An 18017-nucleotide genomic window follows, 5' to 3' on the forward strand; every position below is an offset into this window, starting at 1 on the left:
TACCTGTAAAAAATAGTACAAATTCTAAATTCGACAATTTGCATTCAAGTATATGTGGGTAGGCACAAAAACTTACTTGAAAGTTTTGGTATTGTTTTGATGAATATCTCAGCTGTAAACTATGTATGTTGACAGGAATGCTGGCTCTTAACTTTTATCGCTATGCTTTCAAAAAGCTCTAATCAAAAAAAATAACGCCACCGAACAAAAGCGATCTCCGAGGATCTCTAAATTCCCAATCTAAAACAGCCCTCGGTGTAGATATACCGGGAGCTGTGCTTAACTAACCCTACCGAAACGCGATCACTTTAAGGATCGCAAAATTACAGTGCGGAATTTTAGCGCGGGGGGAGGGGTGAGTCCGAATAAGGGCTGGAACCACACTTTCACCATCTAAATAATCTCTGCTCTTTAAACTCCAAACTTCTTCGATTGGTAGGCTATTGATGTGGGAACGACAACACGAGCACGCTAGATGGAATGGGCTGAAGCTCAACATCCTGTCTACCTCTTTTGATGGTGGTAAGCGTCTGCAAGTGAGAGAAATCCCATACGCTGACCTACCGCACATCAAAGTCATGGGCACTAAAGCCCGAACATTTACTATCGAATCTATATTCGTAGGTGCAAGCTCACTAGCTGACGCCAATGCACTTATCGAAAGCCTGGTCCAGCAACCAAGAGGAGAACTTGAACATCCCTGGTTAGGTGAGTTGGCGTTAGTGTTCGAAGAGCATTCCCTAAGCATTAACACTAAGAAAGGTGTAGTGACACTGAGCCTGAAGTTTGTCCGTGCCGGTACTTCAACTTCTATCACTGCACCGAGAACAGTACGCACCAAAGCACAAGCTGACATAGTAGAAAGCCTGTCTAAGCAATCATTTGTTGAAGAGGTGAAAGGGCTGGATGTTTCTCAAATCAACGAAGTACAAAACAACGCAACCAGTGCGCTTATTGTGTTGGTTGATGTTACTAACCGCCTGAACCTAGCTGATGATTCGTTGCAAGATATTAACCTAGCGATAAATGAGGCCTTCTCAGCTGTGAGCAGTTTGAACGCTAACCCTGCCGAGTTCGCTGATCTGTTTTCTAGCGCTGTCGATTCGGTGTCTGAAGGTGTTCAATCAGAGCCAGCTTCCGAGAGTGAAGCTGTCGATAACTCACGGAGTGCTCAAGCTCTGCTGCTTGGCGAAGTAAAAACCGACAGCCCAACCAAACACCACAATGTACAGATGGTGACGGGCGCGGTGAAGATGAGTAAAGACGTGACTGACCTAGAAGCCAATGACAGCTTTGAGATCACCCTAGCCCAAAAGCAACCAGAGATTATTCAAAGTGATCTCTCAACTCTGATTGTCAATCTTGATGAACGCATCAAGGAAACGACTCAAGTCTCTACGCAAGAAAGCATAGAGCTCTATGACGCACTCACTTCCTTGCAAAGTAATGTGCAGACTCAGCACGACAAAGTAGCAGAGGGAACCAAAGCACACAGAACAGTGCAATCACCTCATTTTAAATCAGCGCTGACCATTGCCCATGACGAGTACACCTATGAGAACATCATTACCAAAATGAATGCACTTCAGCATCCTTTATTTATCCGTGGTGATATCGCGGTTAGGGATGCACGATGAATCAACTTACGATGTACATTGACGGAAAGCCGCATACTTTCTACCAAGCCAATTTGAACTACTCAACAGAGCAATTGGCCCACACCTTCAACTGCTCGATTGAACCCATAAACATTGATCGCCCGTTGTCGGTAGAGTTTTTTCTAAATGACCAATCCATCTTAATCGGTCAGATAGATGAAGCAGAAAACGTGACAGGCGCAAGCGCTTTAACTATGCCAATAGTAGGACGTTCCAAGAGCGCCAACATGATTGACTCGCGCATCACTATGGATGCGCTTTACAACCTCAATGTTGAAGAGCTGCTTAGAAAACTGGCTAAGCCATTTGGCCTAGGTGTAAAGAGCCTAGTTAAAGGCATGCCAAAGATTGAAGAGTTTCAGATTAATGCTGAGTCTCCGGTTGAAAATGTTGCTCAGCTCATCCGCGAACAAGGCTACATGCTCATCGAGCGAAACGGTGTGCTGACTATAGAGAACACGGCGCATGCAACGATTAACAATGTGGGTTTTGAAACAGGCAATAACATAGACAGCTTAAAGGTAAAACGCTCCTTCAATAAGCAGTTTCATACCATTGATGTGCAGGGCCAGTGGGATGATGCCAGCGCCCAAATTACCAACCCAAACATTGATAGCTCGCGCACACTGGTAATCACCTGTGACCAACTGCAAAGCAGTGCGGCGTGTTTATCTCGAGCCAAATATGAACGCAACTTAGCGATAGCGGAAAGCCTGACCGCTTCAACATCTGTCGCAGATATCTTTCCTCAGCTTGCGATTGATGGATTAAATCGAGTAATTCGAGTGATCGACAAAGAGCAGAGCTTTAGCGAAATGCTGGTGATTAAGTCTATTGGCCTATCTGTGTCCGAAAGCTCCTCGAGCACTTCCGTGGAGTTGGTCAGGCCGTTTAAGGAGCAAAGCCATGTCTAGTCCTCAACGTCAGCAACAACAGCGATTAATGGCTCGCATCAAGAACGTGATTGGAACAGGCACGGTAACAGGTGCAACTACGGGTATCCTGCAAATTAGAACTGCAACAGGCCGCACTAATGACCGAATTAAGCGCGTCCACAACTACGGCTTTATGAGCCGACCACTACCAGAGGCCAAGGCTTACAACTTGTTTATCGGCGGTGTGACTGCACGTGGGATTACCGTCAATGTTGAAGATGAGCGCTTCCAAATCGACTTAAAGCCCGGTGAGGTCGCCATGCTCGATGACAAGGGCAACTTAATCCATCAAACCGAGGAAGGAATTAAGGTCTACGCAACCCAAGGTAAGGTCGATGTGGTAGCCGCGAATGAAGTCTCTATCAAAGCGCCACAGGTGAACGTGATCGCTGACAAAACCACGTTTTCTAATGATGTAGATATAGGCGGCAACCTGAGTGTGGCGAAGAATGCAGAAGTTGCAGGCTCTGTCGGTGGTCAGTCTGGTACGTTCGGCGGCGTTAAAGTCGAGACGCACGACCACGATTATGAAGACGACAGCGCAATCAAAACGACACGGGAACCTAACAAAGCATGAGCCATTTTAAACTGAACGCGCTTACCGATTCGGTGGACTCCAAAGAAGGCATGACTCATGCGGTGCTGCAAAGCGTCTACAACTACGCTGAGTCAACCAAAAATGACCGCGCCAGAATGGGCCACAATGAACGCGGCGGCACTTGGAGCAATGAACTGATAGAGTTTGTTGGCTCTCGTGATTGGACTCTCAAACGAGCCAAATTGACTGACGAAACCCTAAGGCTTGCTAAGCGCTTTTATGAAGAAGCTCTCGTCTGGTTAACTCAGCAAGGTCACGCCAAAGCCATTGAAGTGACCGTTTGGAGAGAGAAGCCAAACCAAATGGGCCGTAATGTCATGATAACCCTAACGGACGGCTCAACATTTGATGTTCCACTGTCGAAGGTAAATAAATGAGTACACAAGTGAGCCTTGAGAGCTTAATCGCTCGTGCTGAAGCCAACCTGACAGCAAAAACAGGGCAAAGTAATCCAGCCACCAAAGCCATAGCCTCTGCCATTGCTGGCGTCAGCTATGGGCAATATGGCTATCAAGATTTGCTTTTCAGACAATTGCACCCTGAAACCTGCTCTGAAGCATGGCTATACCTGCATGCAAATCGCCACAATATACCACGACTACTGCCTACTTTTGCAAAAGGTACAGTGCAGTTTACTGAGCTAGGTGGAACTGTAGTGATCGCCAAAGGTACTCGCCTAATCTACGGTGATAAAGAGTATGAAACCAATAAAGAGCAATACAGCAATGTGCCTGTAGACGTCATTGCACTTGAATCAGGGACAGCAAGCAATTTACCAAATGGCGCCAAACTCACTCTCACTGAAGGGCTAAGCGGTATCGACCCAAATAATATCTTATCGCTTGGTATTGAAGGTGGTGCAGATATCGAAGAGTTAGAGCACTGGCGAGCGCGAGTAATCGTGGCATTCGAGAAGAACGAGCTGATCGGCAAGTCAGAAGATTACGAAGTGTGGGCAGTGTCGGCTCACTCTGATGTTGATTTTGCTTGGGCACTCGATAACACGCCAGAGCGCGGCATGGTAGAGATCTACATTGGCGCCCGTGAAAACGACCCAACGCTAAGCAGTGAAGTGGTAAATCTTGTTCAAGAGACCTTTGAAACTAACCGACTCGCTGGTTGTCATCCATTTGCTCATCTCCCAGAAAAAGCGCCGCTCACTATAGAGATTCAAGGTATTGAAGACCTAGCGATTCGTGATGATGTGGTCACGGCCCTTGAAAACTTTGTAAAAGGGAAAATGGGCAAGATAGACCCAGAAACTAAAAAGCCTGAATCCATCACCAACACCGAAATTGTGTTAGTGATTTCAACGGTGACCAATAACTTTATTGTCAAATCGCCCGTAGGTGAAGTGGCTATCAACAATAACCAGATTCATGTACTAGGAGCCGTCACATGGACACCTCCGACTTAATCATTGAATACAGCGAAGGTGATTTTGCAGATGCGTACCGTGGGTTACTTCCTCAAGGTGAATACTGGCAAGACACCGAGAACGCAGAGCTGACCAATACCATTAACGGTATAGCGAAAGACTTTAAGAAAACCCATGACGATATTGAATTATCACTATTAACGGAGTTTGAAGAGCAAGGGTTTGGTTGGAAGGTTCGCGATTATCAAAGTCTGCTTGGGACGTTGGGCTCAAACGGATTGGTGTATGACGATGTGAAAAGGCCCAATCTGATTTTGATTGACCTATTCAGCTATGACAATGGTGCAGCCATCAACGCATTTGAAAATGTCCGATTACCTCATACCGAGTTTCACTGGCTTTACCCACTGGAAGCCGAAACCCAATTGGAACAGACCACCGCCTTAACGATAAAGTCAGAGTTGAGCTCACAGTTAGAAATAGACGCTGAAACTCAAATATTGTGCCGCACTGCCATTACTTGGCAACTTGAAATAGGAGACACCGAATGAGCACACTGCAAGCTATTCCGACTCAGCACGGGATAGACATTTTAAACAGTGAGCTGAAAAATACTGTAACCAAGTATCGGCTCATTGGCGCGTTAACTCATAACGCCCCAAGTGAATCACTGTATTCATTTTATGAAAACACCATTGAAACCAGTTACTACGATGAAAATGGCGTTTTAACCTTTATCTTGAATCTGCCTATAGAGCAGCACTTTGATGAGTACCTACATCAAATTCATGTGCTCGATAGCAGCAATCAATCCGTGATCGAGTGCTCAACACCGAAAGTTGCACTGCCGAAGGGAATTGGCGGTATGGTGAAACTCAAAGCCGCGATTTCAGGCGAGGCTGGGCAAGTCATTTTTAAACATAGTGAGTTTGTGACTGAGACTGAGTTGCTTGAGTTACATTTACCAAAATACGTAAGAAAAACAATTTTAAACCCGAGTGACGATCTAAACAAAAACTTTGGGGAAGGACATTTCTATTTCACCAATAGCCCTGCGCACAATCCGGACTGTTTGACGGACGGCTATCATTTTTTCTTAGACCGTAATATTACGCACTATGGCAATGCAAAAGATGTGCTGTTTTCGATTGAACCAGTCGGAACAAAGGTTAAGAAATTTGTTCGTTATCAAATATCAGGACAATGGCAACCATGGGAAAGAGTCGCCACGCTTTCCAATATAAACGAAAGCTTAGAGGACAAGCTTAATCATCTGCCCATTTATCCTGAAACATTAACCAGTGATAACAAAGCCGTATTAACCTTATCAGGAACAACATTGACGGTAGCGGAAAGCAATGTCATTGCGTTGCGAGGATGGAATCGAATTAAAGCGTCTGACTACGCTCTTGAGCAGCGTCAATTCACCATTGATTTAAGTAACACGTACCATTTGCGCTTTAACGTGTCCTCGGGGTTCTATTTGGAAGATTTAGCCAGCGCTTCCTATAACCCAACCAGTCAACCGCAAACGAACAGTGCGTTTGATTCAACGCTAGATAATGTGCTGATTGCTGCGATTGAAAGCGGCGTGGTGACGGCTTATCGCAATGTGACAGAGTTGCCTATTAACATTGCTCGTTTAGAAACCACGGCGGCGGTGATGTTGAATGCGCCTGCTCAGAATGTGGAATGCATGCGCCTTGAGACGGTCAATGATTATGCCCGAGGCTTTACCTGCAATGTTTCTATTGATGCGGTGCTAGGTGCGGCACTTGCGGGGGCGACGGGGTACGGCTATCTGACCGCTTATTGTGATGGAAAAAAAACCGTTAAGCAGCGTATGCACCTTGGAACCAGTGCAGGACTTATTGGTTACTATTACGATAAAAACGTCCCCATTTCCTGCCAGATGCCCTTTAATCGTGGCGCGCATGTAGTGTCATTGGATAACCATTTAGAATACGGTCAATACTGCTTTAACACTGACCCTGCAGTGAATGGTCATGTTGGTTGGCAAAAATCAGTGTCCACCATTGATATAGTGAGGGTGTAATGTACGCAATTATTCAAAACGATCTTATTTTGGGGCGTACAACTGAGCCTCAAAAACATGGTAAAAAGCTGGAGGGGGCTATCCCTTTTCACCATTTACGCTTTGATGGGGTAAATATTGTTAATGTGAACACGTTAACTAATGATGAGTTTTCCATCGATGAGTTAGGGCAGAAACATATCGTTAATTCAGATGAAAAATGGCAGGCTCTAGTCTGCAAAGTTACCGATGCATTAGTTAGCGAAAATGGCTCATGGCGTGTGAGAAATGCGAATGACGATTACTTAGAAGAGAAACGAAAAGTAGATCAATTTCGCCAATCAGAATACACACGGCGAGTTCGGCCTTATTTAGAAGAAGCCGAAATCAAAAAGCACATGGGAGAGCAATCAGAATACGACCGTTTAATGGACTTAGCCGTCCAAGAACGTGAGAAAGTTCAGACGGAGCACCCTTGGCCAACACCACCAACTAACTAACCGCCAAACCCAGCCTAGACGCTGGGTTTGTTGTTTCTGCCTTCCCAAACTTCTATATCTCCGCACTAGAAATGCCATAAGTACCCTTTAAACCTCAGCTCGATACACTGGTTTTGTGGGGCACTAATCACTAGTTACGAGAGAAAAATCAATGAATCAAACAGAGGTAAAAGCATTAGTGGTTTCTTTGCTAGACATTACTGGGCTAAAGAAAATTCTAACGTCTGTTAGTGCAACCCTAATCAGCTTTGGTGTGAATGATATTGCTCAGCTTATTGCAATCTTCGTAGGCATTGTTTCGGGCGTCATGGCGATTCGTCACTATGCCGTTGCCACCAAACTCAATCAAGCCAAGCTCGACAAGCTGAACTCGCAACAGGACGGCGCGGTATGAGCCTAAAAACCAAAGCAATACAGGCGGTGGTGTGCTCTGTTACTTCCGTTCTTGCCATTGTATTTACTATTGACTCAGAACTAACAACCAGTGAAAACGGCCTAAGCCATGTCGCCAATGAGGAAGGGTGCAGACTAAAGCCATACCAATGCAGTGCTGATGTGTGGACAGCTGGGCTAGGTCATACCCAAGGCGTAACGGAAGATACTGTACTCACTGAACAACAAGCCGCTGAGTTCTTCGTTAAAGATATTGCCGCCGCTGAGCGTGTAGTAAACAAATACATCACCCAACAGCCTAATCAAAGCGAGTACGACATGATGGTGAGCTTTGTTTATAACCTTGGTGCAGGTAACTTCGCTCGCTCTACGTTGCTGAAAAAATTTAACCGGGGTGATCGCACTGGTGCTTGTAATGAGTATCCGCAGTGGGTGTTTGTGAATGGTAAAGATTGCCGACTAGAAAAAAGCAACTGTGCCGGTATTCCTAAACGCCGAAATAAAGAGCAAGACGTTTGTCTAAACGGTTGGCAAGGAGAGTAACCATGTTAAGTAAGTATCTAACCCTGTTTAAAGCCGTTGCTTTTGCTGCCGTTCTTGGTAGTGTCGCTTACCTTTCATATGACTACGGCGTAACGACTACAGAAGCTAAGACCCTAAAAGCGCAAAACGCCTTATGGGACAAAGTAGAACGGAAGCAAGACGAGGCTTTCCAGCTAGCTGTAATACTCGCTAGCCAAAAACCTGATATTCGAATTGAGTTTCGAGAAATAGAGAAAGAGGTGATCAAGTATGCTCAAAAGAACAGTGATAAGCAGTGTGTTGTTAATGATCCTGACTGGATGCACATCCGCGCCGAATCAGTGCGAGCGCATAATCGAGCGATCGGTATTCAGCAACCCTCCACCGTCTCTGATGGTGTCACCAAAACCGCTACAAGTTACGAACGAGACGTCGAAGTACTAGCAGAAGACGTAGTTAATATCCAAATGTGTGCTGAAAATGCACAGCAATTAATGATGCTTCAAGCTTGGATAGAAAAACAATTGTGAACAAAAAGAACCCATTAATTACCCTGATAGTGAAACGTAGGGAACAAATCCGCTGAATCGTAAGGTTGGGGCCTCAAATGCTTTGAAAGAAGTATTTGAGGCAAGTGGAATAGACGCTTCTAATTAGGAAGTGCTTGGTAGGCTTGGCCATCTCCGATTACTTGTCTGCATATAGGACAAGTGCGTTGATTTCGATTTACAGGGGGGAATATAGCGTTGGGGTTAAAGTTTTGCCAAAACCATGCGGATATACATGCTCTGTGAAACTCGTGCCCACATGAGAGTATATATGTTGCATTATTCGCGTTCAGTTGATCGTCAAGACATATCGCACACATAATTAATCCCTTTTTGTGTTTATGTTAGGATTGGGTAGTATTATTTAATTTGGTGTATATGAGTATTCGTGCATATCACAAATCTTTATGAAATAAATGATATGCAACCATCTTGATTGAAGAACAACCTTTGTAAATGATGTGACTGATTTAGCAATAATTGTTGCGATATAAGGCCCACTAGTCTAGTTAGACTCAATTTGCTTATAGTTTTCTGAGGTAAGAATTTCTGATCGCACAAACTCATTCAGTTCCTTCAGCGCATCAATCATCGGCAGCAATTCATTCTTATGAAATAGCCAATCAACCTTATTGAGATCGAGAGAGGTAATACTCTCGCGGCGAACGCTCATCAGCTCGATAGGGACACGATGGAGAGCCAGCACATCATTCATAGTTTGGTTCTTCACTTCCTTAAATGAATCCTTTGCTTCTACTTGGCCAATCGGCTTAAGTTCTGGTGCCTTAGTGTCTTTGCCTCGCGCATTCACAAACATATTCTTAAACGCCATGCCTTCTTTTGCCTGAAGCTTGGTTTTAATTTCGTCTTCCTGCTTTTTCGTCATGCTAGGTTCATTCATATAAAGCAGGTAGCCCGCGTGTTGGCCGTTGCGGTAATACTGTCGGCGAAATAATGTGGCATCGTCATTAAGCCAGATGGAGGTGAGCCCACTTACGTGACCGGGTAACCCATAGATCTCTTGAGCAACGTCGTATTCAGACAGATGGAAGATTTGTCCCTCCTTAAAATCAACTCTGCCATCATCCTCATAAGTTTTTGGCTTGTAGGTATAACCCAAGTCCTCGCGGCGACGCATATACAAAGCGGGAATGTGTTTAACCTGAACGATAGGGCCTTTGCCCGCGTGTGAGCGAACAATTTGAAAATAGCCGTTGCCAAAGGTGAGATAGTCTTGGATAAACCGCTTAAGGTCGCGACGGGATAATACTGGCGAAACGTTCACAGCATAAGCGAGGGTATTGCGTTTAAATTCTATCGCGCTCGAGTGCATCGGGTTAACGCGCAGTGCTTTGGCCAAGGTGTCGAAAGGAATAGGTGGCTCATACAAGCCATCAACCAAAGCAATTTCAAGGTAACTTAGGATGTCGCTGTTCATTACACTGACAGGGTTAGAAAATTCAATCTCAATCACTTCGTTTCTCCGCTCTTTGGCTTAGAAGATTTCAACGGTGGTATCGTCGTCATTGTTAATATCAATTGGCTCCCAACACATAACATGCATTGAAGCCCAGGCGAGGTCAGCATGCGACCCTATCTTGCTGCGGTTAGAGACAAACGTAACCTGGTTACTGATGTTGGTGGTCTGCTGGCGAATCATCAGGAAGGAATGCACCAAGTCATCCCATTCAGCATCAAACTGCAGTCGACCGTTGCCGATGATCTCACGAGCTTTGTAGGCCATCATCCGCTTTACCTCTGGTGAGTAGTTCAGCTCGAGCAAAGACGGATAGAACTTTCTAACCAATTCAGCCACGGCAGAACCTACGCCACTGGTATCGATGGCGAGGTGCACTACATTATATTTTGCGGTGATCCCGCGAATGGCTTCAGCTTGCTGCTCATAGCTCGAACCTTTGAGTCTTAAGCGCTCGATGAAGCGGAAAACCCCGCCTTTCATTTTTGGCTTGAGTGAGACCACTAAACCCGCATCATCTGAGCCTTCTCCTTGACCACCACCTCTTGGGTCATAACCGACTAACACTTCCGCGTCACCGACGGGGCGTGGCTTGTTGTGATCAACTTCTTTCCATAGAGAGGAATCCGCTTTGCAGGCGAGAAGAGCTTTTAGTGAAAAGAACGAAGCACTGTCATCCAAGAATTTGCATCGCAGTAGGTTGTCGAAGATTTCCTTAACTGGATATTTACGCTTTAGTTTCTCCATGTTGAAGAAGGTCGCGCCTTTCTTCATCGCGTCATCAACGGTGATCATCTGCCTGAAGATAAAATCAGGACCTAACGCCCCGTCCTTAAGCGCGGTGTGGCTGATATTGATACTGTGCTCTTTCTTGCCTTCCCATTTCGGATAAGCTTCATGAGCCATCGTGGAAGGTGTCGAAATATACGTGGTGCGGAACTTCGCTTGTATCGACATGCCGCCTGCATAGTCATCCAGCTCAGCGAAGCGAGGTATCCAAAACACCTCATCCCAATACATGTGGCCGTTGAAGCCCTGAGAAGTGGAAACGTTGGTCGACATAAAGCCCAGCTTAGCGCCATTACTTAACTCGATGTCATCTTTGCCTTTGAGGTCGACTTCACCAATCTCCAGAGCAAACTTACGGATGTAGTTTTTAAAGATGTACGCCTGCTTTTTCGACGCAGAGATAAAGACTTGGTTATCACCATTCAGTACCGCATCTTCAAAGGCTTCATACGCAAAGTAGAAGGTGAGACCAATCTGGCGCGACTTCAGATAGAAACGTGTTTCGTTGATGTCATCATCGAGCTTGTGAGCATGTATCTCTTTCTGGTACTCAAAGAAAGTACGCTCGCGGTATTCATCAAGCATCTCTTTGGTGATCTGCGAAACGTCATTCTTAACTTTGTTAGATTTGCGACCTCTAGGGCTTTTGCCTTCGACGGATGTGCCTGGTCTGCTTCGCTTATTGTCTGCTTCAACACGTTTATAGTGCTGATCGAGTAGCATCTTCAGCTCGCGTTCCTGACACTCAAGTTTTTGGTCAACCCACATCAGATACGTGATCCTCTGACGCAGCATGAGCTCTACGGGCAAATCATCCCGCATTTTCTTCCAGCCAAATTTTGATACCCATTGCTGAACCGTTCGGGTGGCAACACCGATTTTATCCGCGATTTCAGCCGGCTTTTGCTGGCGTAAGAACAGACCAAACGCTTGAGTTTGCGCTGGTGTGTATAGCGGCTGGTTCAGATTGGTTACTGCATTCGTCTCCATGCCAGCATAGTGCTACAGAGCCCGCCATTACTCAGCTTGCGAGAGTTCTATATCGGGTATCTAGAATCAGGATGAATACAAAAAGAGGAAGGCTTTCGTTAGATTGAAATCAACGAATTCAGGAGAGTTTAGACATGTTTCAGTCAGAGCCGATTTGTATTTTGCAGGCAGGGACAACCGTTGATGGTCGCGTTATTGAACAGAAAATCATTGATGAAATCGCAGAGACCTACAACCCAGAGGTGTACACCGCGCGCATTAATGAAGAGCACTATGACTGGAGCTACAAATTCGGTTCGGTGTTGTCGGTAGAGAAGCGAGAAGACAAGCTGTTCGCGGTTATTAAACCTAACTCCCATTTGCTGCGCATGACTGAACAAGGCCAGTTGCTTCATACATCTTGTGAGTTCATTGAGAAGTTTTCTAACACTGAGAAAGCCTATTTAACCGGACTGGCTCTGACCGACAAACCCGCATCACTGGGTACAACTCAAATCCATCTCTCTAGCAAGGACGATGGCAAGGTTCACGTACTTTCAAAGTTTACCATCGAACCCCAAGCGCTTTCGCAAGAAGAACCGGAAAGTGATGCCTCCTTATTCCAGAAATTCAAAAGCTGGCTCAGCGGTGAAAAGTCTCCTGAGCAGTTCTCGCAACAAGAGGAAGAAAGCGAAATGAGTAAAGAAACTGAAGAGCTGCTCAAACAAAGCATCGAGCAGAACAAGGTACTCAGTACCAACTTAGGCCTGTTGGTCGAAAGCCTTTCCGCGCAGAAAAAGCCAGAGGTTGATCAAGAGGAGCCTGAAAGCAATCAGCTCGATGAACTCAAAGGTCAGGTGGAGCAGTTGTCGACTCAGATGTCAGAGATGACGACAACGCTTAGCCAAATCACTGACGAAACACCGCGCAAGCTAGCAGGTCAGGACAGCGAAGAAGAGCAGTACCTATAACGCCAGTCTGACGAAGAGAAACAGGTAAAACTATGCAGAAACAAACGCAAATCAAGCTCAATGCTTACGTGAAGAAAGTCGCTGAGCAAAATGAAGTGGATGACGCGACCCAGAAGTTTAACGTCACGCCGAACGGCACTCAGAAAATCATTGGCCAGATGCGAGAGAGCAACTGGTTCCTGAAGAAGATTAACATCATTCCGGTGAAGAACCAGAAAGGCGAGTCCATCGGTCTGGGTGTAACGGGCATGATTGCTAGTCGCACTGACACATCGGGTGAAGGTCGCCGTGTACCGAAAGACTACTCAGGTATGGGCGCGATGCCGTACATGTGTGAGCAGACTAACTTCGATACCGCTATTCGTTACGACAAACTTGATGCCTGGGCGCACGACAAGCGCTTCAACTCAATCATCTCAGCTCATACGCGTGAGCAGATTGACGCTAACAAAATCACCATTGGTTGGTACGGTGAACGCGTAGAGAAGAACACGAATGCTAGCTCGAATCCAAACGGCGAAGACGTCAACAAAGGTTGGTTTCAGGCGATGCGTGACCACAACGCCGAGCGCTACATCACCGAAATTGTGCCTAATTCCGGAGAGATCCGAATCGGTGAAGGTGGTGACTTCATTAATCTCGATTTAGCGGTGCTCAACACCAAGAACCTGCTTCACGATGCGTGCGAAAACGATTCAAACCTGATTGCGATTATCGGCTCTGACTTGCTGGCTTACGACAAAGCGAAGTTCTACGAAGCGCATGGCAATACACCAAGTGAGAAGAGCAAGATTCAGGAAGTGCAGGTCATTGGAACCTACGGCGGCCTGCCTGCGGTGAAGGTTCCGGGTTTCCCTTCAACCGGCATTATGGTGACCAGCTACGACAACGTGTCTATCTACATTCAGGAAGGTTCGATTCGTCGCTCAATGGGTAAGAAGAACGACGAGAAAGACCAGATCGAAAACTTCGAGTCGATGAACATGGCTTACGTCATTGAAGAAATCGGCAAAGCAGCCGCGATGGAATTCAAGAGCGTCAAACTGAAGATTGGCGAAAACTGGGTATAGCCCTTAAACGACCACCCCCTCAATGCGGGCTCTAACACTCAATCTGTGAAGCCTTGGCAGAAGCAGAGTTCAGTGTTTGTCTGCCCGCATTTCTCTCGAGGAACCAAGATGGAATTTATCGGCGATAAAAGCGAAACCTACGACTCAGAGTTACCAGCCACGGCAAAGTATCCAGCGATGAAGCTAGCAGAGTTTCAGGCTCTGTTTCATTTCATGAGCAATGAAACAGAGGCGGGCATTCTGCATCAAGCGAGCGTGTCGCGTATCAAAGTACACAAAGAGTTGGAGTGCGCCATGGCACTTTACGATGACCTAAACGCACTTTCAAAGGATAAGTTTGAAGATGAAGAAGCAGGTGCAACGCTCTACAAGCAGGCGGTATTTGCTTTAACAGCCAGTGAGTTGATCGGTATTCAGTTAAGTGGGGATGCAACAGCGGAAGCAGCGCAGCGACAAGAAGCGTTAACAGACAAAAAGCAGCATTGCGAAGTCCAGTATCGTCAGGCTATCGATTTGCTTGTTCATGGTCACGAAACCTACTGCTTTGAGGTGGTGTGATGCAAGCGCTACAAAGCCTGACTGAGCTGTTTAAAAGCCACATTACTGATTCGAAGAGCTTAGATATATGGGTGGAAGATGGTGCTCTGTTTTGTGGTCAAGGACCATTGGTCGACGGCTATGAGCTGGAATACACCGCCATTGTTTTTGTTCAGAACGCGAGAGTAAAACCGCACATTCTGTTTATGCATTTGGTGAACTGGCTCAACAATCATGATCCGGAACGAACAGAGAAAGGCTTACCAGCACCGACGTTTGCGACTCAGGTGCTCGATGGTGGCAAATGTGACATCAAGATAAAAATCGACCTGAGAGAAAGTTATTCACTGGCAGAGAGTGAGCAAGGAAACTGGAAGCAGCAAGGGACCCTATATGAGTGTATCAGCGAGTTTGAGGCGGCTGTGCAGGCGGATGAACTGAATGAGCTGGTTTACTTCGTTGGCCATACCAAGGACTTGCCATGAAGACCTTAGAAAGCCCAGAACAGCTGACCCAGTTGGTAGATGTTTTAGTTATGAAAGCGTCTGAAAAGCATGACTTAAACCGCCGAATGGCAAACCGAGCCCGGCAGTTTTTTAGGCAGAAAATCAGAGCGCAGCGAGACATTAACAACAACCCATATCAAAGCCGAAGGCCAAAGACTCAGTTTGATGATGGAGCAAACAACAAAGATATGCTGCTGGGTTTTGCTCAGGCACTACGAACACGAACCAGTGACAAAGGGTTTGAGGTTGGACTAAAGGGCTCTGCGGGTGTCATTGGCCGTGAGCACAATGAAGGTGCTCAGCTCTCTTTCACCACAAGGGTAAACGGCTTCTTCGATTCGAAGGTGGGACAGTGGCAGGGTGGAATACTCACTAAACGAAGTTATCACATGCCCAAACGTACGTTTATCGGCTGGACGCCACAGCTCGAAAAAGAGTTGTTGTCGATGGCTGCAGAACACTTTGCACTAGAGGATGCACCTAATGCGAACATTTAAGGTTAAGCCGAGCAGCAAAGGCTTACTGGTTCGAGACCCTGAAACCAGACAACCGCTGAAAGCTGCGGGAGAAGTGAAACCGCGCAATACCTACTGGCTACGCCGAATCAAGGATAAATCCGTTGTTGAGGTTAAGGCGAAACAACTAAAACAGGAGACTGAAGAATGAGTATCAGCTTCTCAGAAGTGCCGAGCAATGCTCGTGTTCCGGGCATGTATGTCGAGATTGATAACAGCCTGGCTAACAGTGCTGAAGATCAGCAACTTTGCCTTGTGATCGGCAATGCCGCCGATGGTGCCGCGGTAGGGGCAAACACAGTAAAGCTTTGCATGGATGATGCAAAAGCCGCCGAGCACTTTGGCAACTCAGATATCGTTAAGATGGTAAAGTTCTTCCGCAAGCAGGATGAAACTATGCCCGTGTATGCGGTGAGTGTGGCCAGAAATGACACTATGTCTGCGCTTGCTGCATTGGGCGATAAGCAGTATCACCACATCATTTGTTCATTGAATGACGAGACCACTATCCGTGACTTGGGCGAGTTCTTGGAAAAGCGCTACGACGCGCTCAATCAAATCCCTGGTCTGGCGTATTTACCAAAGAAAGGCACACACTCTGAGCTGGTGACATTTGGTTCGAAAAGCAATTGCCCGCTGATCAGCTTTATGTCGATTGATAGCTTGGGGGATTCATCGAATCAGGTGTTGTCGGATGCAGAAGCTGTTGCTGCTTGGGCAGGGCAAATTGCCCCTTCATTGGCCAACGACCCATGCCGACCCCTACAAACCCTCAAACTGAGTGGTGTGTACTCAACAGCGGAAACGGAATTTGACTGGGCAGAGCGTAACTTACTGCTTCATGAAGGAATGGGGACTTACACGGTCACGCCAAGCAAAGAAGTGCAGATTGAGCGCCCAGTAACTGCGTATACCGAGAATGCGTCAGGTATCGCCGACAACAGTTACCTCGACATCATGACACCGGCAACCGCAATGTATTTCCGCCAGAAGCAGCGTTCACGCATCCTGAGCAAATACGCGCGCCACAAAGTCGCAAAGGACGGTACCAAGTTTGCGCCCGGTCAGGTCATTGTTACGCCAAGCATGTTCAAAAGTGAATTGCTCGCATTGTATCGGGAGCTGGAATATCAGGGCATCGTGCAAGATTTTGATGGCTACAAAAAGTCTTTGATTGTCGAGCTCGACCAAACCAACAAGCAACGCATCAACTATCAGGATTCACCACAGTTCGTGAATGGACTGATCATCGTTGCAGGTAAGATTCAATTCAGGAAGTAAGCCATGGGAACAACAATTACCAGCCGTGCGGTACTTAACGCCGGTTCATTGGGGCGCTTGCCAATCAAAGAAGGCGCGGAAATCAACTTTGGCAACCTCAAGCGTGAACCAGTTATGGGTGACGATGGTGTGCTTGGCCACAGCGAGTCTTATGAAGAGGCGCCATCCATTAAGTGCGTCATCGCCCACGCCAGCAATACAGATGAAGATGCCATTAAAAAGTTCGTCGATGAAAACATCACGCTCGAGACGAACAGTGGCAAAACCTACACCTTAACCGATGCGTGGGTGGGTGACCCGCTCACGTTGGCCGTGAAAGAAGGGCAGCTGGAAGTCATGTTCTATGGTTACGAGCTGATCCCACAATAAGGAGCGAGCCATGTATTCAATACTAATGAAGCGTCAGGCGCTCACCAACAAGCCTAAAGTCGTGCAGGTAGAACAATCGAATCGACCATTGGCGTTGAGTAAGCCCTGGGAAGAAATCCAACTGATGCTCAAACAAGATTTGTCTTACGTTCGAACCTTAGCGGGCTCAAAGGAGAAAGACCCATTCAAAGAGTCTTTGATCGAGAAGTACCGCTCAACCGTCGAAACCCTGCTTGAAACGCATCAAGGCAATTACGCCAATCTTGATGTGCTGTGGTGGTTCTTCATATGGCATGTCGATTTGGGACTGCTGGAAACCATCCACGATGATTTTCGCAATGCCATTGGTGCTGGGCTGGAAGCACCACACAACTGGAAAATGAATGGCCAGACTGCCTATTGCGGCTATGTATTCAATTACTCGCTGGAAGCCCACAAAGCCAACAAAGAGTATGAACGTAGTTACTTGCTCAATGCTGTACAGGATTTGCAATCTGGTGAGCTGGCAACCAATGCACCACTGAAAGTGAAAATGTATCGCTTGGTCGGTGACTGGCATTACGAAGAAGGCGAACGCGAACTGGCGTGCCAACTCTATGAACAGGTAATGAAGCTTGACCCGGACAAAGGCGGTTGTAAAACCAAACTCAAAGAACTGAAGGAAGAACTGGGATATGGCGACACCGATTAAACACAGCAGTGAAGTGAAAAAGGTCAAGTTGGCAGTACCGCATGAGAAAGACGGCGAGATGATTGAAGAACTTGAAATCACCAAACCGCACTCGGGCAACCTGCGTGGTTTAAACCTCATCAAAGTGTGTGAAATGGATTTCGAAACAGGGCAGATTCTGGTGCCAAGAATCACCTGCTTGAGTGAGCGAGATATGCTCAACTTAGCGCCAGAGAACTGGGCGCCAGTACTGACTGAAATCGCCTCTTTTTTCGTCAACACGAAACAGTAATCGA

The 18017-nt window shown here is 46.5% G+C and carries 24 protein-coding genes; 21 read left to right on the forward strand and 3 right to left on the reverse strand.

What is annotated here, in order from left to right:
* The first annotated feature begins 446 nt into the window (after positions 1-446).
* From ELZ11_RS08490 to ELZ11_RS08540, 11 genes are all read left to right on the forward strand, one after another.
* Positions 447-1637 (forward strand): DNA circularization N-terminal domain-containing protein, encoded by a 1191-nt coding sequence (locus ELZ11_RS08490; protein WP_137356944.1) that lies wholly within the window; start codon positions 447-449, stop codon positions 1635-1637.
* Complete coding sequence (locus tag ELZ11_RS08495; protein WP_137356945.1) at positions 1634-2572, forward strand: phage tail protein; 939 nt, start codon at positions 1634-1636, stop codon at positions 2570-2572. The genes ELZ11_RS08490 and ELZ11_RS08495 overlap by 4 nt, the downstream gene beginning before the upstream one ends.
* Positions 2565-3170: a phage baseplate assembly protein domain-containing protein gene (locus ELZ11_RS08500; protein WP_137356946.1), complete on the forward strand. Its 606-nt coding sequence runs from the start codon at positions 2565-2567 to the stop codon at positions 3168-3170. The genes ELZ11_RS08495 and ELZ11_RS08500 overlap by 8 nt, the downstream gene beginning before the upstream one ends.
* Positions 3167-3568 (forward strand): phage GP46 family protein, encoded by a 402-nt coding sequence (locus ELZ11_RS08505; protein ID WP_137356947.1) that lies wholly within the window; start codon positions 3167-3169, stop codon positions 3566-3568. Before ELZ11_RS08500 ends, ELZ11_RS08505 begins: the two co-directional genes overlap by 4 nt.
* Entirely contained in the window at positions 3565-4608 is a 1044-nt protein-coding gene (locus ELZ11_RS08510) for a baseplate J/gp47 family protein (protein ID WP_137356948.1), read from the forward strand. Before ELZ11_RS08505 ends, ELZ11_RS08510 begins: the two co-directional genes overlap by 4 nt.
* Positions 4590-5120: a hypothetical protein gene (locus ELZ11_RS08515; RefSeq protein ID WP_137356949.1), complete on the forward strand. Its 531-nt coding sequence runs from the start codon at positions 4590-4592 to the stop codon at positions 5118-5120. Before ELZ11_RS08510 ends, ELZ11_RS08515 begins: the two co-directional genes overlap by 19 nt.
* Positions 5117-6625: a hypothetical protein gene (locus ELZ11_RS23875; RefSeq protein ID WP_208746691.1), complete on the forward strand. Its 1509-nt coding sequence runs from the start codon at positions 5117-5119 to the stop codon at positions 6623-6625. Before ELZ11_RS08515 ends, ELZ11_RS23875 begins: the two co-directional genes overlap by 4 nt.
* Positions 6625-7104, forward strand: coding sequence for a hypothetical protein (locus ELZ11_RS08525; protein WP_137356950.1), 480 nt, complete (start codon positions 6625-6627; stop codon positions 7102-7104). Before ELZ11_RS23875 ends, ELZ11_RS08525 begins: the two co-directional genes overlap by 1 nt.
* Before the next feature lie 151 nt (positions 7105-7255).
* Positions 7256-7498: a hypothetical protein gene (locus tag ELZ11_RS08530; protein WP_137356951.1), complete on the forward strand. Its 243-nt coding sequence runs from the start codon at positions 7256-7258 to the stop codon at positions 7496-7498.
* Entirely contained in the window at positions 7495-8040 is a 546-nt protein-coding gene (locus tag ELZ11_RS08535) for a lysozyme (protein ID WP_137356952.1), read from the forward strand. The genes ELZ11_RS08530 and ELZ11_RS08535 overlap by 4 nt, the downstream gene beginning before the upstream one ends.
* 2 nt (positions 8041-8042) lie before the next feature.
* On the forward strand, positions 8043-8549 hold the full coding sequence (locus tag ELZ11_RS08540; RefSeq protein ID WP_137356953.1) for a hypothetical protein: 507 nt from the start codon (positions 8043-8045) through the stop codon (positions 8547-8549).
* 119 nt (positions 8550-8668) lie between these two features.
* Here the strand turns inward: ELZ11_RS08540 and ELZ11_RS24080 are convergent, their stop codons facing one another.
* The 3 genes from ELZ11_RS24080 to ELZ11_RS08555 all read right to left on the reverse strand — a co-directional run bounded on the left by ELZ11_RS24080 (position 8669) and on the right by ELZ11_RS08555 (position 11823).
* Positions 8669-8887, reverse strand: a complete 219-nt coding sequence (locus tag ELZ11_RS24080) for an RING finger domain-containing protein (protein ID WP_137356954.1) — start codon at positions 8885-8887, stop codon at positions 8669-8671.
* Between the two features lie 185 nt (positions 8888-9072).
* Entirely contained in the window at positions 9073-10041 is a 969-nt protein-coding gene (locus tag ELZ11_RS08550; protein WP_137356955.1) for a phage portal protein, read from the reverse strand.
* 21 nt (positions 10042-10062) lie between these two features.
* Positions 10063-11823, reverse strand: coding sequence for a terminase large subunit domain-containing protein (locus ELZ11_RS08555; protein ID WP_137356956.1), 1761 nt, complete (start codon positions 11821-11823; stop codon positions 10063-10065).
* A gap of 134 nt (positions 11824-11957) precedes the next feature.
* Between ELZ11_RS08555 and ELZ11_RS08560 the strand changes: the two genes are divergently transcribed.
* The 10 genes from ELZ11_RS08560 to ELZ11_RS08605 all read left to right on the forward strand — a co-directional run bounded on the left by ELZ11_RS08560 (position 11958) and on the right by ELZ11_RS08605 (position 18013).
* Positions 11958-12773: a GPO family capsid scaffolding protein gene (locus tag ELZ11_RS08560; protein ID WP_021455676.1), complete on the forward strand. Its 816-nt coding sequence runs from the start codon at positions 11958-11960 to the stop codon at positions 12771-12773.
* Between the two features lie 32 nt (positions 12774-12805).
* Positions 12806-13843: a phage major capsid protein, P2 family gene (locus tag ELZ11_RS08565; RefSeq protein WP_137356957.1), complete on the forward strand. Its 1038-nt coding sequence runs from the start codon at positions 12806-12808 to the stop codon at positions 13841-13843.
* A 108-nt stretch (positions 13844-13951) separates the two neighbouring features.
* Positions 13952-14401: a head completion/stabilization protein gene (locus ELZ11_RS08570; RefSeq protein WP_137356958.1), complete on the forward strand. Its 450-nt coding sequence runs from the start codon at positions 13952-13954 to the stop codon at positions 14399-14401.
* Positions 14401-14865 (forward strand): phage tail protein, encoded by a 465-nt coding sequence (locus ELZ11_RS08575; protein WP_137356959.1) that lies wholly within the window; start codon positions 14401-14403, stop codon positions 14863-14865. Before ELZ11_RS08570 ends, ELZ11_RS08575 begins: the two co-directional genes overlap by 1 nt.
* Complete coding sequence (locus tag ELZ11_RS08580; RefSeq protein WP_137356960.1) at positions 14862-15383, forward strand: phage virion morphogenesis protein; 522 nt, start codon at positions 14862-14864, stop codon at positions 15381-15383. The genes ELZ11_RS08575 and ELZ11_RS08580 overlap by 4 nt, the downstream gene beginning before the upstream one ends.
* Entirely contained in the window at positions 15370-15552 is a 183-nt protein-coding gene (locus tag ELZ11_RS08585; protein ID WP_021455672.1) for a DUF2635 domain-containing protein, read from the forward strand. Before ELZ11_RS08580 ends, ELZ11_RS08585 begins: the two co-directional genes overlap by 14 nt.
* Complete coding sequence (locus tag ELZ11_RS08590; RefSeq protein WP_137356961.1) at positions 15549-16682, forward strand: phage tail sheath subtilisin-like domain-containing protein; 1134 nt, start codon at positions 15549-15551, stop codon at positions 16680-16682. Before ELZ11_RS08585 ends, ELZ11_RS08590 begins: the two co-directional genes overlap by 4 nt.
* Positions 16683-16685: 3 nt before the next feature.
* Complete coding sequence (locus ELZ11_RS08595; RefSeq protein ID WP_019274354.1) at positions 16686-17051, forward strand: phage tail tube protein; 366 nt, start codon at positions 16686-16688, stop codon at positions 17049-17051.
* Between the two features lie 10 nt (positions 17052-17061).
* The gene (gpM, locus tag ELZ11_RS08600) at positions 17062-17742 is read left to right on the forward strand and encodes a phage terminase small subunit (protein ID WP_137356962.1); all 681 of its coding nucleotides are present in this window, start codon (positions 17062-17064) and stop codon (positions 17740-17742) included.
* Positions 17726-18013, forward strand: a complete 288-nt coding sequence (locus ELZ11_RS08605) for a phage tail assembly protein (protein WP_137356963.1) — start codon at positions 17726-17728, stop codon at positions 18011-18013. Before gpM ends, ELZ11_RS08605 begins: the two co-directional genes overlap by 17 nt.
* Positions 18014-18017 lie beyond the last annotated feature (4 nt).

Origin of the sequence: Vibrio profundi (genome assembly GCF_005281835.1) — a bacterium.
Taxonomy (GTDB): domain Bacteria; phylum Pseudomonadota; class Gammaproteobacteria; order Enterobacterales; family Vibrionaceae; genus Vibrio; species Vibrio profundi.

Coding starts and splice junctions, on each gene's coding strand:
- ELZ11_RS08490 (WP_137356944.1), top strand. CDS start 447: ATGTGGGAACGACAACACGAGCACGCTAGATGGAATGGGCTGAAGCTC.
- ELZ11_RS08495 (WP_137356945.1), top strand. CDS start 1,634: ATGAATCAACTTACGATGTACATTGACGGAAAGCCGCATACTTTCTAC.
- ELZ11_RS08500 (WP_137356946.1), top strand. CDS start 2,565: ATGTCTAGTCCTCAACGTCAGCAACAACAGCGATTAATGGCTCGCATC.
- ELZ11_RS08505 (WP_137356947.1), top strand. CDS start 3,167: ATGAGCCATTTTAAACTGAACGCGCTTACCGATTCGGTGGACTCCAAA.
- ELZ11_RS08510 (WP_137356948.1), top strand. CDS start 3,565: ATGAGTACACAAGTGAGCCTTGAGAGCTTAATCGCTCGTGCTGAAGCC.
- ELZ11_RS08515 (WP_137356949.1), top strand. CDS start 4,590: ATGGACACCTCCGACTTAATCATTGAATACAGCGAAGGTGATTTTGCA.
- ELZ11_RS23875 (WP_208746691.1), top strand. CDS start 5,117: ATGAGCACACTGCAAGCTATTCCGACTCAGCACGGGATAGACATTTTA.
- ELZ11_RS08525 (WP_137356950.1), top strand. CDS start 6,625: ATGTACGCAATTATTCAAAACGATCTTATTTTGGGGCGTACAACTGAG.
- ELZ11_RS08530 (WP_137356951.1), top strand. CDS start 7,256: ATGAATCAAACAGAGGTAAAAGCATTAGTGGTTTCTTTGCTAGACATT.
- ELZ11_RS08535 (WP_137356952.1), top strand. CDS start 7,495: ATGAGCCTAAAAACCAAAGCAATACAGGCGGTGGTGTGCTCTGTTACT.
- ELZ11_RS08540 (WP_137356953.1), top strand. CDS start 8,043: ATGTTAAGTAAGTATCTAACCCTGTTTAAAGCCGTTGCTTTTGCTGCC.
- ELZ11_RS24080 (WP_137356954.1), bottom strand. CDS start 8,887: ATGTGTGCGATATGTCTTGACGATCAACTGAACGCGAATAATGCAACA.
- ELZ11_RS08555 (WP_137356956.1), bottom strand. CDS start 11,823: ATGGAGACGAATGCAGTAACCAATCTGAACCAGCCGCTATACACACCA.
- ELZ11_RS08560 (WP_021455676.1), top strand. CDS start 11,958: ATGTTTCAGTCAGAGCCGATTTGTATTTTGCAGGCAGGGACAACCGTT.
- ELZ11_RS08565 (WP_137356957.1), top strand. CDS start 12,806: ATGCAGAAACAAACGCAAATCAAGCTCAATGCTTACGTGAAGAAAGTC.
- ELZ11_RS08570 (WP_137356958.1), top strand. CDS start 13,952: ATGGAATTTATCGGCGATAAAAGCGAAACCTACGACTCAGAGTTACCA.
- ELZ11_RS08575 (WP_137356959.1), top strand. CDS start 14,401: ATGCAAGCGCTACAAAGCCTGACTGAGCTGTTTAAAAGCCACATTACT.
- ELZ11_RS08580 (WP_137356960.1), top strand. CDS start 14,862: ATGAAGACCTTAGAAAGCCCAGAACAGCTGACCCAGTTGGTAGATGTT.
- ELZ11_RS08585 (WP_021455672.1), top strand. CDS start 15,370: ATGCGAACATTTAAGGTTAAGCCGAGCAGCAAAGGCTTACTGGTTCGA.
- ELZ11_RS08590 (WP_137356961.1), top strand. CDS start 15,549: ATGAGTATCAGCTTCTCAGAAGTGCCGAGCAATGCTCGTGTTCCGGGC.
- ELZ11_RS08595 (WP_019274354.1), top strand. CDS start 16,686: ATGGGAACAACAATTACCAGCCGTGCGGTACTTAACGCCGGTTCATTG.
- gpM (WP_137356962.1), top strand. CDS start 17,062: ATGTATTCAATACTAATGAAGCGTCAGGCGCTCACCAACAAGCCTAAA.
- ELZ11_RS08605 (WP_137356963.1), top strand. CDS start 17,726: ATGGCGACACCGATTAAACACAGCAGTGAAGTGAAAAAGGTCAAGTTG.